Consider the following 12,984-nt stretch of genomic DNA (forward strand, 5'->3'; position numbering starts at 1 on the left):
GAGACCGATCATGTCTGAAGAGATTCCCACCCCGTCCGGCGAAAGCGACCTTCGCACCGCCCTCACCGCGCAGAAGAAGAAGCGCCGCACCGTCGCCATCGCGGTCGGTGCCGTCGCCGTCGTCGGCCTCGTCGCCGGAGCCGTCGCGATCGTCGCGAACCTCGGCAGCACCGAGCCGGCCGCGAACGCCGCGGAAGCCTCGGCCGCGCCCGACGATCTGAGCGTCACCATCGCCACCGCCGAAGACAGTGTGTTCCAGGACACCATCGCCGAGGTCGCCGCCGAGAAGGGTCTCGAGGTGCAGTGGCTGAACGTGGATGACTGGGTGCTCCCCAACACCGAGCTCGTGGCCGGAACGGTGGACGCCAACGCGTTCCAGCACATCCTGTACCTGAGCGCCTTCAACACCGAGAACGACGCGGACATCACGCCGGTCTTCTCCACGGTCATCACCCAGTGGGGCATCTTCTCGGCCACCCTCGACGACGTCGACGGCCTGGACGACGGCGCTCGGATCGGGATCCCCGATGACCCGTCGAACGGCGGCCGGGCCCTGAACATCCTCGAGTCGGCCGGGCTCATCGAGCTCTCCGACGACGCCGGTGACTTCCCGACCGTGGACGACATCGAGTCGAACGAGCGGAACCTGCAGTTCGTGCCGCTCCCCGCCCGAGACATTCCGCTCCAGTTCGAAGACCCGAGCTTGGCCGCCGTGATCGTCGGCACCTCGTACTTCGACCCGTCGCAGGGGATCGGAGCAGACGACGCGCTCTTCCTCGACGACTCGCTCGACGAGAAGAACCTGCCCTACGTCAACGTCGTCGCCACCCGTGCCGACGACGTCGACAACCCGGCGTGGGACATCCTGCAGGAGGCGTACGCCGACCCGCGCGTCGCCGAGGCCCTGGAGGAGGAGTACTTCGGCAACACCGTCCTGGTCGACGTCGACATCGACGACCTCCGCGCCAAGCTCGCCGACCTGGAAGCCGCGGCCGCGCAGGGCTGAGCCCGGCGGTGCGCAGAGAGGACAGCGACATGACGACCGCCATCTCCTTCGAGGATGTGTCGAAGACCTTCACGGTCAGGGGACGCCGCATCGATGCCCTCCGCTCGGTCGACCTCACCGTCGACAGCGGTGAGATCTTCGGGATCGTCGGGTACTCCGGAGCCGGCAAGTCCACCCTCCTGCGCACCGTCAACGCCCTGGAGCGTCCGACCTCCGGACGCGTGGTCGTCGACGGTGTGGAGATCTCCTCCCTCACGGGCCGCGAGCTCTACGCCGCTCGCCGGAACATCGGAATGATCTTCCAGCAGCAGTTCAACCTGCTGCGCTCGCGCACGGTGTTCAAGAACATCGCGTACCCGCTGAAGCTCGCGGGCTACACGGCCGAGCAGATCGTCGACCGCGTCGAGGAGCTGCTGGAGTTCGTCGGCCTCTCCGACAAGGCGCTCGCCTACCCCTCGCAGCTCTCGGGCGGGCAGAAGCAGCGGGTGGGCATCGCCCGGGCGCTGGCGACGGGCCCCGACATCCTCATCTCCGACGAATCCACCAGCGCCCTGGACCCGCAGACGACGGGCGAGGTGCTCGAGCTCCTCACGCGGATCAATCGGGAGCAGGGCGTGACCATCGTGCTCGTCACCCACGAGGTCGACGTGGTGCGCGAGATCGCCCACCGCGTCGCGGTCATGGACGGCGGCCGGGTCGTCGAGACGGGAAGCGTCTACGACGTCTTCTCGAACCCCCGGAATCCGACCTCGCGACGGTTCGTGTCGTCGGTGCTCCGCCACGTCCCTTCCGCCGAGACGCTCGACCGACTGCGTGCGCGCCACCCGGGTCGGCTGGTGCAGGTGCGGATCGCCGACGACGACGGTGCGGGGACGGTGCTCTCCCGGGTCGCGCGTGACCACGGCGTCGACGCGAACGTGATCTACGGCGGTGTGGACGAACTGCAGGGCCGCACCTTCGGCACGCTGACGGTCGAGCTCGTGGGCCTGCCGTCCGATGTCGACGACGCCCTCGACGGCCTTCGCGCCGTGACCACCGTGTCGGAGCTGACCGGCACCCGAGTCCTGGAGGCCGCGCATGCGTGACTTCGACCTCGAGGCGTTCCTCCCTCGCTTCTTCCGGGCGCTCGCCGAGACTGGGCTGATGGTCTCCGTCGCGTTCCTCGGCGCCGCGGTCATCGGGATCCTCCTGGGACTCCTGCTGTACGCCTCACGGCCGGGGAATCTGCTGGAGAACCGGGTGATCTTCGGGGTGATGAACGTCGTGATCAACGTGATCCGGCCGATCCCGTTCCTCATCGTCGCGATCGCGCTGATCCCCCTCACCCGGCTCGTGTTCGGAACTGGCATCGGCCCGCTCCCGGCCACGCTGCCGCTCGTGCTGGTCGCGAGCGTCGCGATCGCGCGCGTCGCGGAGTCGAATCTGGTCGCCGTCGATCCGGGATCGATCGAGGCGGGAGCGGCGATGGGTGCGAGTCCCGCACGCGTGCTCTTCACGATCGTGGTGCCCGAGGCGCTCGGGCCGCTGACGCTCGGGCTCACCTACATCCTCGTCGCCCTCGTCGATGCCACGGCTGTCGCGGGCGTCGTCGGGGGAGGGGGGCTCGGTGACCTGGCGCTGAAGTTCGGCTACGCGCGGTTCGACTGGATCACGGTGCTGATCGTCGTGGTCACCCTCATCGTGCTGGTGCAGCTGGCACAGCTCATCGGCAACGCCGTCGCGAAGCGGGTGCTGCATTGAGCGCCGTGGACGCCGCGGCGATCCCGAGCGCCCGGGCACAGGAGGACGATCCGCGGGATGACCGCTTCGCCGCCTTTCTCGAGCGGGTCGCCGCGGGCGCGGTGGACCGCGAGCGCGACCGGCAACTGCTCTTCAACGAGGTCGCCGAGCTCCGCGCCCTGGGGTTCGGCGCGCTCCGGGTGCCGGCGGCGCACGGGGGCGAAGACCTCGCCTTCGCGGAGGTCATCGAGCGCGTCATCCGCCTGTCCGCCGCCGACGCGAGCCTCGGGCACCTTTGGCGCGGCCACGTCGCCTTCGTCGAGGACCTCCGCGCGCAGGGTGGGGGAGCGGATGACCGGTGGTGGCGTCGCATCCTCGCCGGCGACCTGATCGGCAACGCCCAGTCCGAGCGGCAGAGCACCGCGCGCCTGGACACCCGCATCGACAGGGTCGGCGACGAGCTGCTGCTCACCGGCACGAAGTACTACACCACCGGCAGCATCTACGCCGACTGGATCCACCTCGCCGCGCTCGACGGCGACGAGCGCGTCGCGGTCACCGTGGCAGCGGCGCACCCGGGCGTTCGTCCGGTCGACGACTGGGACGGCTTCGGCCAGCTCCTCACCGGCAGCGGCACCACGACCTTCGATCGGGTGCCGGTCGATCCGCGCGATGTGATCGCGTCGGTCGACGACGCGCGGCGATGGGCGGCGCTCGGGAGCGTCTTCCAGCTCACCCTCCTGGCCGTCGTCGCCGGCATCGCCCAGCGCGCGCTCGACGACACCGTCGCGTTCGTGCGGCCGAGGCGACGGACCTTCGGCTTCGCGGGTGAGACGCTCCCCGCCGACGACCCCCTCGTCCAGCTCGTCGTCGGCGAGGTGAGTGCCGCGGCCGCAGCGGCGCGGCGCCTCGTGCTGTCGGTCGCCGCCGAGCTCGGCGAGGCGCTTGATGACCACGTCGGCGCGGATGCCGATCGGTTCCGCGCGCTGCAGCTCGAGGTCTACCGGCTGCAGGAGGTCGTTCCTCGGCTGATCCTGGATGCCGCGACACGGCTCTTCGAGGTCGGCGGGGCCTCGGCGGTGAGTGCGAACGCCGCGCTCGACCGTCACTGGCGGAACGTGCGGACGATCGCCTCGCACAACCCGACCGTCCAGCGCACACGCGCGATCGGTCAGTGGGAGCTGCGGGGCACGCTGCCCGAGTGGAAGGCGCCCGGGCGATGACGCCGCCGTCTCGCGTGCTCGAGAACCACGCGGAGCCGCGCACGGACACCCGCGATATCGTCGAGCGCTACCGGGCGGTCTTCGACGAGATCGGCGCCGGTGCTGTCTCGCGGGAGAACGAGCGGCGGCTGCCGTTCGCCGAGGTCGAGCTTCTGCGGGCGTCCGGCTTCACGCGGGTCACGCTGCCCGCGACCTCGGCGGAGAGGCGGTCGACCATCTCACGCTCTTCGAGCTCCTCGCCGAGCTCGCCCGCCGCGACCCGAATCTCTCCCAGCTTCTCCGCTCGCACTTCTCGTTCATCGATCGCACCCTCCACGGCGCGGATGCCGCGACCGCTCGCGCTCGCCTCGCGCGTGTCGCGAACGGCGCGATCCACGGCAACGCGACCTTCGAGCGGGGCCCGGCGGGCGTCGGCTCGTATGCGACGACGCTGTCCCGCGACGAGCGCGGTCTGCGCCTGGACGGGCGCAAGTTCTACAGCACCGGAACCCTCTTCGCCGACGTGGTCGGCGTCCTCGCCACTCCCGATCCCTCACTCGGCTTCGGCGCCGATCCGGTCAGCGTGCTCGTCGCGACGGACGCCGCCGGGGTGACCCGGGTGGACGACTGGGACGGGTTCGGACAGCGGATGACCGGCAGCGGCACCACGATCTTCGACGGCGTCCGGGTGGAAGCGGACGACGTCCTCGCCCGCCCCGCGGCGCCCGGTCACGCGGGCGCGTTCGTTCAGCTGGTGCTGCTCGCCGCGCTCACCGGCATCGGGCGCGCCGTCGTCGACGACGCCGCGCGGTACGTCAGGGAACGCACCCGCTCCTTCTCCCACGCGAGCGCCGACCTGCCGCGTCACGATCCCCTCGTGCAGGAGGTCGTCGGCGATCTGTCCGCCGCCTCCTTCGCCGCCGACGCGGCGCTCGGCCGCGCGGTCGCGGCGCTCCAGCGGGCGGCCGAGGCGCAGCATCCGGATTCCACCGCTGATCTCGCGACCGCGCAGGCCCAGCTCGTCATCGTCCCGACCGTGCTGCGGGCAGCGACCGAACTGTTCGAGGTCGGCGGAGCGAGCGCCCTGGGCGAGTCGCTCGCGCTCGACCGGCACTGGCGGAACGCCCGCGCCCTGTCTTCGCACAACCCCGCGCGCTACAAGGCCCGCATCGTCGGCGACCACATCGTCAACAGCACCCCGATCGTCGCCTGGTGGACCAGCGGCGAAGCCTGACCCGGAAGAATTCCCTCATGACCTCTGCGTCCCGCGAGAAGAAGCCGCTCATCCTGAACCTGTTCGAGATGAACACCGTCAGCCACATCACCCACGGGCTGTGGACGCTTCCCGACAACAACCGTCACCGGCACGGTGAGATCGGGTACTGGACCGAGCTCGCCCAGATCCTCGAGGAGGGCGGCTTCGACGGCGTCTTCCTCGCCGACGTCATCGGCGCGTACGACACCTTCCGCGGCGGGCCCGACACCGCGGTGAAGGAGGGGCTGCAGATCCCGTCGCACGACCCGCTGCTGGTGATTCCGCTCATGGCGGCCGTCACGCGGCACCTCGGATTCGGGGTGACGTTCTCTACCAGCTACGAGCCGCCGTTCTCCTTCGCGCGGCGCATGTCGACGCTCGACCACCTGACGAGCGGGCGCGTGGGGTGGAACATCGTCACCTCCTACCTGCCCAACGCCGCCCGCAACTTCGGCCTGGCCGAGGAGATCCCGCACGACGAGCGCTACGAGATCGCCGACGAGTTCCTCGAGGTCGTCTACAAGCTGTGGGAAGGGTCATGGGATGACGACGCCGTCGTCGCCGACCAGGAGAACGGGGTGTTCGCCAGGCCCGAGATGGTGCGCTACGTCGACCACGTCGGCGAGCACTTCCGGGTGGCGGGGCCGCACCTGGTCGAACCGTCTCCACAGCGGACGCCGGTCCTCTATCAGGCGACGCAGTCACCCGCGGGGATCGCGTTCGCGGGGCGGCACGCCGAACTCGTCTTCACCGGCGGCCGCACCGCCGAAGACTTCCGCCGCCACGCCGCCGACATGCGGGCGGCCGCCGAGGAGAGCGGCCGATCGGGCGACGATGTGAAGTTCATCGTGCAGGCGGGCGTCGTGGTCGGGCGCACCGAGGAGGAGGCGGCCGACAAGTGGCGTCGCTATCGGGAGCGGCAGAGCCTCGAGGGGATCCTCGCGCACGCGAGCCTGCCCCTGGATCTTCCCCGCCTGCAGCGGGAGCAGACGATCGCTGCGGCGCTCGCCGAGGCGGGGCTGGCGCCCGGGGCGATGGGTCCGATCGACGGGTCGTCGACCGTCGGCGCGGTGCTCGATCGCTTCGCCGCACAGCGGGAGGGACGCTTCTTCGTCGCCGGCACCCCCGCCGTGGTGGCCGACGAGATCGAGCGCTGGCTCGACGAGGACGGGGTGGACGGCATCAACCTGCGTCAGTACCACTCCTTCGACACCGCGCGGGATTTCGTCGAGCTGGTGGTGCCGGAGCTGCGGCGCCGCGGGCGCATCCGGGAGCGGCCCGCCGAGCCGCAGACGCTCCGGGAGCGACTGTTCGGGAAGGGGCCGCGGCTCGCCGCCCCCCATCCGGCGGCCGCGTACCGCGGGGCTGCCGGGGTGCGGTCGAGCCGCGAGCCGCTGCGGTTCTCGGTGTGAGGCGCGCACCGGTTCGCGGTGTCGCCCGCACACCGGAGGAGATCGACGCAGGGGAGGATGGCAGCGGAGGCAGCGTCCTCCCGTGCGTCGATCTCCTCCCATGTGCCGCTCACGAACCCTAGAATCGCCGGGTGACCCCCGAAACCCCCGCCCGGGGCGGCCTCCCCGACGGCGCCCCCGGCAGTGACGCCGCGCGGATGCACGCCATCACCCCGCAGACCACCGCCGTCGTCGACCAGGTGCTCGAGTACGCCCGCCGCCGGGCGCTGTACCCCGACGTCCCGCTCGATCGGGCGATGCGCCTCGCCGATCTCCGACGGCTCGCCGGCGACTCGATCCGCCCCGACGGCATGGGGTCCGAGCGCGCGCTCGCCCTCTTCGAGCACGTGCTCGCTCCGGCGTGCCTGTCCACCGACCACCCCGGATACCTCTCCTTCATCCCGTCCGCACCGTCGAAGGCCGCCCTCGCGTTCGACGTCGTCGTGTCGGCATCCGCGATCTACGGGGGCTCGTGGATGGAGGGGTCCGGCGCCGTCTTCGCCGAGAACGAGGTGCTGCGCTGGCTCGCCGGCGAGTTCGGCCTTCCCGCCTCGGCGGGCGGGGTGTTCGTGCAGGGCGGCACGATCGGCAATCTCTCAGCCCTCGTCACCGCGCGGGATCACGCGCGCCGTCGAGCCGTCGACGCCGAGCGCCCGGCACCCGCCCGCTGGGCCGTCGTCTGCAGCGCCGAGGCGCACTCGTCGATCGCCTCGGCGGCGGCGGTCATGGATGTCGATGTGCTCACCGCCGAGGTGGGGGACGACGGCAGGCTGCGGGGCGACGCGGTGCGCGCGGTGCTCGACGCGCACGGTGATCGGGTCTTCGCCGTGGTCGCCACCGCCGGCACGACCAACTTCGGCATCGTTGACGACATCGCCTCGGTCGCCGCCGCGGCGCGCGAGGCGGGGGTGTGGTTCCACGTCGACGGCGCCTACGGACTCGCGGCGATGCTGTCCCCGGAGTTGCGACCGCTGTTCGCCGGAGTGGAGCAGGCCGATTCGGTCATCGTCGATCCGCACAAGTGGCTGTTCGCGCCCTTCGACGCCTGCGCGCTCATCTACCGCGACCCGGTGCCGGCGATCCAGGCGCACACGCAGAAGGCCGAGTACCTCGACACCCTCACCGATTCGCTCGACTGGAACCCGTCCGACCTCGCCATCCAGCTGACCCGCCGGGCGCGCGGTCTGCCGCTGTGGTTCTCCCTCGCCGTGCACGGCACCGAGCAGTACCGGGTGACGATCGCCGATGCGGTCTCGCGCGCGAAGCGCCTCGCCGATGACATCCGCCGTCGTCCCGAGCTGTCGCTCGTGCGCGAGCCCGACCTGTCGGTGGTGGTGTTCCGTCGTGAGGGATGGTCGCTCGCAGAGTACGAGGCGTGGTCCGACCGGCTGCTCGATGAGCAGCGCGCCTTCGTCGTGCCCAGCTCGCACCGCGGCGAACCTGTGCTGCGCATCGCCCTCATCTCACCACTCACGACCGACGAGCTGCTGGGCGAGATCCTCGACTCGCTGGCCTGACCGCGACGCCCCGGGCCCCGAAACAGACCTCCCCCGCCGACACCGACCGCGGCGCGCTGCGTCTCGACGGCACAGGTGGGTCTCGGCGCGGTGACCGTCAACCGCCGGAGGCCCGGGGGCCGGGCTTGGTGAGCGTCGCCAGCAGCTCGCCGATCAGATGGTCGCTCTCGATCGGATGCCGCAGCGGCAGGTCTTCCACGCACTCGTAGCGATTGCGCCGGCCCGACTTCTCTCGCCGCAGGTAACCGGCATCGACGAGGTCGCTGAGGATCCCCTGGGCCGTGCGCTCGGTGATGCCGACGGCGTCGGCGATGTCGCGCACCCGCGCGCCGGGATCGCGGGCGACGTAGATCAGCACGTGAGCGTGATTGGTCATGAAGGTCCATCCGCTCATGATCCGATCCTACCCGCGGGGCCCGGAAGGGCGGCGGTCTAAAACGGGTGCTTTGACACCGGTAATCAAATACAGGTATTGTGCGACGCATGACTTGGCCGACCCTCCGCTCTCTCGCGCCGACTCTGGTGCTGGTCGTCACCCTCCTCGCCGGGCTCGGCGTCGCCGTGGCCCGCGGTGACGTCGTCGGGGCCGTGCTCACTGTGCTGGTCGTCGGCCTCACGGGGGTGGTGCAGTCCTTCAGCAGGCGGCACCTGCGCGGCGACCCGCGTGCCGGCCGGTTCCTGGCCTATTCCACGGCATTCGCCGGGGCGAGCGTCGTCGCCGTCACCGCATCGACGCTGGTCGTCCTGGCCGCGGGGTGGAGCGCGGCGAGTGTCTTCATGGCGCTCCTGCTCGCGACGGGTGGAGCGCCGCAGACCGCGGTGGCCGTCCGTCGGGCCGGTGTCGCCTTCGTCGTCGGCGACCTCGCCCTCTGGGGCGCCGTCGCCCTCACCGTGGCGTCGCTCGGCACCACGGGATTCGCCGACCTCGCCGACCTCGGCCCCGTCGCCGCTGCTGCCGTCGGCGCACTGATCGCGGTCGCCGCGGTGGCCCGCGCCGCCTCGGTGCCCTTCCACGGCTGGCTGTCCGCGACGGTCGCGAGCACGACACCGGTCTCCGCCCTCCTCCACGCCGGATTCGTCAACGCCGGAGCTCTGCTGCTGCTGCGCACCGACGCCGTCCCCTCGTTCGCCGGGCCCCTCGTCGTCGGCGTGTCCGGCGCCCTCACCGTCGTCATCGCCGGTGCGGCGATGCTCACCCGAAGCGACGTCAAGGGCAGACTCGTCCAGTCCACGGCGGCGCAGATGGGCTTCATGCTCGTCGCCTGCAGCCTCGGGGCCTTCGCCGTCGCCCTGGTGCATGTGGTCGGGCACGCGCTGTTCAAGGCGAGCCTCTTCCTCGGTGCCGGGTCGGCCATGGAGCGGGCGGTCTCCGGACGCGCCGCCCCGCGCACAGACCGGGACCCTCGGATGCCGCTGCTCGCCGCCCTCGCGGTGATCGCCGTCGCCGTCGCCGCGGTGATCGGCACGGCGGCGTGGACGAGCCCCTCGGCGGTGCTCCTGCTGTTCGTCGTCACCACCGCCGCGGTCGCCGCCGCGCAGCTCGCCGGGGGCGCGCTTTCCTCCGCAGCACGGCTGGCCGGTGTCGCACTCGTCGGGGGCGCCGTGGTGACCTACGTCTTCGCCGTGGGCGGCCTGGGCGGGCTCCTCGGCCTTCCGCCCGCCGCTGCGGCCATGCCGCCCGCGCTCGCCGTCGCGACCTTCGCCGCAGGCCTCGCCGTCGCGTTCCTCGCGCAGACGCGGGGAGCGCTCGCGGATCGCGCGTACGTCTTCGCCCTCGGCTGGGGGCGTCCGCCCCTGCCGGTCTCCTCGTCCGTTCCCGCCGGATCGTCCGGCCCTCGTGAATACCGGAGCGCGTCATGACCGTCCCCTCCCTGCACGACAGCGTCCTCGAGCAGCGCGCCACGATCCGCGGCATGGTCGCCGCCGCGGCGCGCGCGATCTCGCCGCACTACCCGCTCGAGACCTTCATCGCGCGAAACCCCGTCGCCGACTACGAGCGCCTGCGCTTCGAAGACGCCATCCGGGCCGTCGCGGCCGATCACGATGCGGGCCTCACTCACCCCGAGCCCGTGTTCCGGCAGCTCTTCGACGCGGGAAGGATCACCGAAGACGACCTTCGCCACGCGATCGCGTTCCACGTCGCCGAGGCGCGGAGCCGTCGCATCCTCTGCTGCGGCGAGAAGGAGGTGACGGTCGGTGAGCTGCTCCTGCTCGACCTGTGCCACGCGCCCGAGGGCCCCTCACCGCACCCGACGCTGCGGACGCCGGCGGCGCTGCGCTCGCCGAAGGTGCATGCGCGCATCGACGAACACGTCGGCCGTTGGCTCAGCGCCGCCTTCGCCGACGCCTCGTGGTCACGGCGAACGGAGGACGTCGGCCTGTGGGAGGCGTGGCGCCGGCTGGCCCCGCTCGACCTGCGTCTTCCGCGACGCGTGCGCTCCGGCATCCGCTGGTCGCCGACCCACCCCGAAGACGCCATCGCCGACGTGCTCGGGCAGTGGGAGTGGGACGACGCGACCGCGACGCAGTACCTGCGGGCGCACGTGCTCGCGCAGCCCGGGTGGACGGCGGCGGTGCGACACGCTGCGATGACGGGGAACGAGCGGATGTCGGTGACCGCCCTCATCGCCCTGAGGGTCACCCTCGAATCCCTCCTCCTCGACGATCACGACATCACCCCCGAAGAGCTCGGGTACACCCGCCGGACGGCGGATCCGCCGGCGCCCGACGACGACAGGATCGACGTCGTCGGCCGGGCGGCGGGTGTGGATGTCACGGATCCCGCGGTGCGGCAGGGGCTGTCCCGCGTGCTGAGCCTCGTCGACCCGGCGAGTCGGCGGGCGATCTGGCAGGAGGCCTATGAGCGCGGGGTCGCCCGTCGGCTCGCCCCCGCGATCGCCCCGGTGCTCCGGCCCGTCGGTCCCTCCGCAGAGCGACCGATCGCCCAGGCGGTGTTCTGCATCGACCCGCGGTCCGAGGGCATCCGCCGCCACCTCGAGGCAGCCGGGCGTGTCGAGACGCTCGGCTTCGCCGGCTTCTTCGCCGTGCCGATCTGGTTCCGCAGCGCCGCGGGCGGGCCGGCCGTCGCATCCTGCCCGGTGCTCCTGACCCCGAGGCGCGCCGTGTCGGAGTCCTCCTCAGACCACGAGCCCCTCGCTCGCTGGCAGGGGCGACTCGCCTGCGGTCATGCCCTGCGCGGCACCTTCGGGCGGGTCAAGGACTCGACGATCGCGCCCTTCGCTCTGGCCGAGACCGCCGGGTGGCTCATGGGCCCCGCGATGGCTGCCCGGACCGTCAGCCCGACCGGGTGGCGGGCGCTCGTGGAGCAGGTCGGTCGGCTGCTGCCGGCGAAACCGGCGACCCGGCTCGACGCGGATGTCGCGATGAACCTCGACGAGCGGGTGCTCTACGCCGAGGCGGCCCTGCGCATGATGGGCCTCGTCGACGGCTTCGCGCGCCTCGTCGTGCTCGCCGGTCATGGCGCGGCGGTGACGAACAACCCCTACGCGTCGGCGCTGCAGTGCGGCGCCTGCGGCGGACACGAGGGCGCACCCAACGCCCGGGCGGCCGCCCTTGTCTTCAACGACCCGCCCACCCGTGCCCGGTTGGCAGAGCGCGGCATCGCTATTCCCGACGACACCCTCTTCGTCGCGGCCCAGCACGACACCGTCACCGACGCCGTGCGGCTGCTCGAACCGTGGGCGATCCCCGCCACCCACGCCGACGACGTCGAAGTGCTGGAGGCCGTGTTCGACCGCGCTCGCGCAGGGCACGCCGCGGAACGGCTGGCGGTGCTGCCCGGCGCCGCCGGCGCGGACCCGCTGCGGGAGACCGCACGTCGCGGGGCTGACTGGGCGGAGGTGTACCCGGAGTGGGGCCTTGCGGGCAACGCCGCCTTCATCGTGGGGCCGCGCAGCATCACCGCCGGACACGACCTCGGCCGCCGAGCCTTCCTCCACAGCTATGACGCCGACGCCGACCCCGACGGCTCGGGACTGGAGACGATCCTCACCGCCCCGATGATCGTCGCGCAGTGGATCAACGCGCAGTACGCAGCATCCGCTCTCTCACCCGACCGATTCGGTGCCGGGCCGAAGCCCCTCCACAACGTCGTCGGGACCATCGGCGTGCTCTCGGGGTACGGCGGCGACCTGCGGATCGGCCTGCCGTGGCAGTCGGTCGGGGTGGGCGGCGAACTCGCGCACGAGCCGGTGCGCCTGCAGGTGTTCGTGCAGGCGCCGTTCGCCCGCCTCAACCTCCTTCTGGAGTCGGCGGAGGTCGTCCGCGACCTCGTCGACAAGGAGTGGATCACGCTGCGCGCCCGCGAGCATGACACCGACCGTTGGCTCCGCTTCGGACCCTACGGCTGGGTGGCCGAACCCGACCTCAACGCCGTTCCCGCCGACACCCCCGCGTCCACCCTCGAGAACCTGGAGGCTTCACGATGAGCACGACCGCCCTCACCCCGATGACCAAGATCGAGATCGTCGTGCCGGGAGACGACGCCGCCGACGTCGCCGAGCTCATCCGCTCCGTCGGCGCCCGCGGGTACACCTCGGTCTCGGGCGTCTCGGGCTTCGGCCACCACGGCGTCCGTGGTGGACGGATGCTCTTCAACGAACACGACGCGCTGACGCTCCTCATCACGGTGGTGCCGGATCATCGGGCGGATGCGATCGTCGCGGGCATCCGACCGATCCTCGACCGCACCTCGGGGGTGATGTTCGTCTCGCCGACCGCCGTGAGCCGCCCCGACTACTTCGCGTGACCGGCGCGTGCGGGGGCGGTCAGCCCGCCGAGGGGCGCGTGTCGAGCACCGACACGGGACGCCGGG

General features: G+C 71.8%; 12 protein-coding genes. 10 read left to right on the forward strand and 2 right to left on the reverse strand.

Features of this window, described 5'->3' with window-relative positions; genetic code table 11:
• The first annotated feature begins 10 nt into the window (after positions 1 to 10).
• From HDC37_RS08700 to HDC37_RS08715, 4 genes are read left to right on the forward strand one after another with little or no spacing between them, the layout of a single operon-like run.
• Positions 11 to 1,006, forward strand: a complete 996-nt coding sequence (locus tag HDC37_RS08700) for a MetQ/NlpA family ABC transporter substrate-binding protein (RefSeq protein ID WP_179559998.1) — start codon at positions 11 to 13, stop codon at positions 1,004 to 1,006.
• Between the two features lie 29 nt (positions 1,007 to 1,035).
• Entirely contained in the window at positions 1,036 to 2,091 is a 1,056-nt protein-coding gene (locus HDC37_RS08705; RefSeq protein ID WP_179559999.1) for a methionine ABC transporter ATP-binding protein, read from the forward strand.
• Positions 2,084 to 2,746: a methionine ABC transporter permease gene (locus HDC37_RS08710; RefSeq protein WP_179560000.1), complete on the forward strand. Its 663-nt coding sequence runs from the start codon at positions 2,084 to 2,086 to the stop codon at positions 2,744 to 2,746. Before HDC37_RS08705 ends, HDC37_RS08710 begins: the two co-directional genes overlap by 8 nt.
• Positions 2,747 to 2,751: 5 nt before the next feature.
• Complete coding sequence (locus HDC37_RS08715; protein WP_308472156.1) at positions 2,752 to 3,948, forward strand: acyl-CoA dehydrogenase family protein; 1,197 nt, start codon at positions 2,752 to 2,754, stop codon at positions 3,946 to 3,948.
• A 67-nt stretch (positions 3,949 to 4,015) separates the two neighbouring features.
• On the opposite strand, the gene HDC37_RS17165 is transcribed toward HDC37_RS08715, so the two are convergent.
• Positions 4,016 to 4,324, reverse strand: a complete 309-nt coding sequence (locus tag HDC37_RS17165) for a hypothetical protein (RefSeq protein WP_257021379.1) — start codon at positions 4,322 to 4,324, stop codon at positions 4,016 to 4,018.
• 126 nt (positions 4,325 to 4,450) lie between these two features.
• Here HDC37_RS17165 and HDC37_RS17170 point away from each other — a divergent pair, with 126 nt between their 5' ends.
• The 3 genes from HDC37_RS17170 (at position 4,451) to HDC37_RS08730 (ending at position 8,150) form a co-directional block, all read left to right on the forward strand.
• Positions 4,451 to 5,161 carry an acyl-CoA dehydrogenase family protein gene (locus HDC37_RS17170; protein ID WP_308472150.1) on the forward strand — a complete coding sequence of 237 codons (711 nt, stop codon included), beginning with the start codon at positions 4,451 to 4,453 and terminating at the stop codon, positions 5,159 to 5,161.
• 17 nt (positions 5,162 to 5,178) lie between these two features.
• On the forward strand, positions 5,179 to 6,594 hold the full coding sequence (locus HDC37_RS08725; protein ID WP_179560001.1) for an NtaA/DmoA family FMN-dependent monooxygenase: 1,416 nt from the start codon (positions 5,179 to 5,181) through the stop codon (positions 6,592 to 6,594).
• Between the two features lie 197 nt (positions 6,595 to 6,791).
• Entirely contained in the window at positions 6,792 to 8,150 is a 1,359-nt protein-coding gene (locus HDC37_RS08730) for an aminotransferase class V-fold PLP-dependent enzyme (protein ID WP_179560101.1), read from the forward strand.
• 97 nt (positions 8,151 to 8,247) lie between these two features.
• Here the strand turns inward: HDC37_RS08730 and HDC37_RS08735 are convergent, their stop codons facing one another.
• A complete protein-coding gene (locus tag HDC37_RS08735) occupies positions 8,248 to 8,544 on the reverse strand; it encodes a helix-turn-helix domain-containing protein (RefSeq protein WP_179560002.1) in 297 nt (98 codons plus the stop codon).
• 89 nt (positions 8,545 to 8,633) lie between these two features.
• On the opposite strand from HDC37_RS08735, the gene HDC37_RS08740 reads away from it, so the two are divergent.
• From HDC37_RS08740 to HDC37_RS08750, 3 genes are read left to right on the forward strand one after another with little or no spacing between them, the layout of a single operon-like run.
• Positions 8,634 to 10,010 (forward strand): proton-conducting transporter membrane subunit, encoded by a 1,377-nt coding sequence (locus tag HDC37_RS08740; RefSeq protein WP_179560003.1) that lies wholly within the window; start codon positions 8,634 to 8,636, stop codon positions 10,008 to 10,010.
• Positions 10,007 to 12,598: a DUF2309 domain-containing protein gene (locus tag HDC37_RS08745; protein ID WP_179560004.1), complete on the forward strand. Its 2,592-nt coding sequence runs from the start codon at positions 10,007 to 10,009 to the stop codon at positions 12,596 to 12,598. Before HDC37_RS08740 ends, HDC37_RS08745 begins: the two co-directional genes overlap by 4 nt.
• Positions 12,595 to 12,918, forward strand: a complete 324-nt coding sequence (locus tag HDC37_RS08750; protein ID WP_179560005.1) for a P-II family nitrogen regulator — start codon at positions 12,595 to 12,597, stop codon at positions 12,916 to 12,918. Before HDC37_RS08745 ends, HDC37_RS08750 begins: the two co-directional genes overlap by 4 nt.
• Positions 12,919 to 12,984 lie beyond the last annotated feature (66 nt).

Source organism: Microbacterium sp. AK009, assembly GCF_013410955.1.
Lineage (GTDB): Bacteria > Actinomycetota > Actinomycetes > Actinomycetales > Microbacteriaceae > Microbacterium.

What these genes read in the sequence shown, in the direction of transcription:
- HDC37_RS08710 (WP_179560000.1), top strand. Translation starts at nt 2,084, where the DNA reads ATGCGTGACTTCGACCTCGAGGCGTTCCTCCCTCGCTTCTTCCGGGCG.
- HDC37_RS08730 (WP_179560101.1), top strand. Translation starts at nt 6,792, where the DNA reads ATGCACGCCATCACCCCGCAGACCACCGCCGTCGTCGACCAGGTGCTC.
- HDC37_RS08700 (WP_179559998.1), top strand. Translation starts at nt 11, where the DNA reads ATGTCTGAAGAGATTCCCACCCCGTCCGGCGAAAGCGACCTTCGCACC.
- HDC37_RS08750 (WP_179560005.1), top strand. Translation starts at nt 12,595, where the DNA reads ATGAGCACGACCGCCCTCACCCCGATGACCAAGATCGAGATCGTCGTG.
- HDC37_RS08745 (WP_179560004.1), top strand. Translation starts at nt 10,007, where the DNA reads ATGACCGTCCCCTCCCTGCACGACAGCGTCCTCGAGCAGCGCGCCACG.
- HDC37_RS08705 (WP_179559999.1), top strand. Translation starts at nt 1,036, where the DNA reads ATGACGACCGCCATCTCCTTCGAGGATGTGTCGAAGACCTTCACGGTC.
- HDC37_RS08740 (WP_179560003.1), top strand. Translation starts at nt 8,634, where the DNA reads ATGACTTGGCCGACCCTCCGCTCTCTCGCGCCGACTCTGGTGCTGGTC.
- HDC37_RS08735 (WP_179560002.1), bottom strand. Translation starts at nt 8,544, where the DNA reads ATGAGCGGATGGACCTTCATGACCAATCACGCTCACGTGCTGATCTAC.
- HDC37_RS08725 (WP_179560001.1), top strand. Translation starts at nt 5,179, where the DNA reads ATGACCTCTGCGTCCCGCGAGAAGAAGCCGCTCATCCTGAACCTGTTC.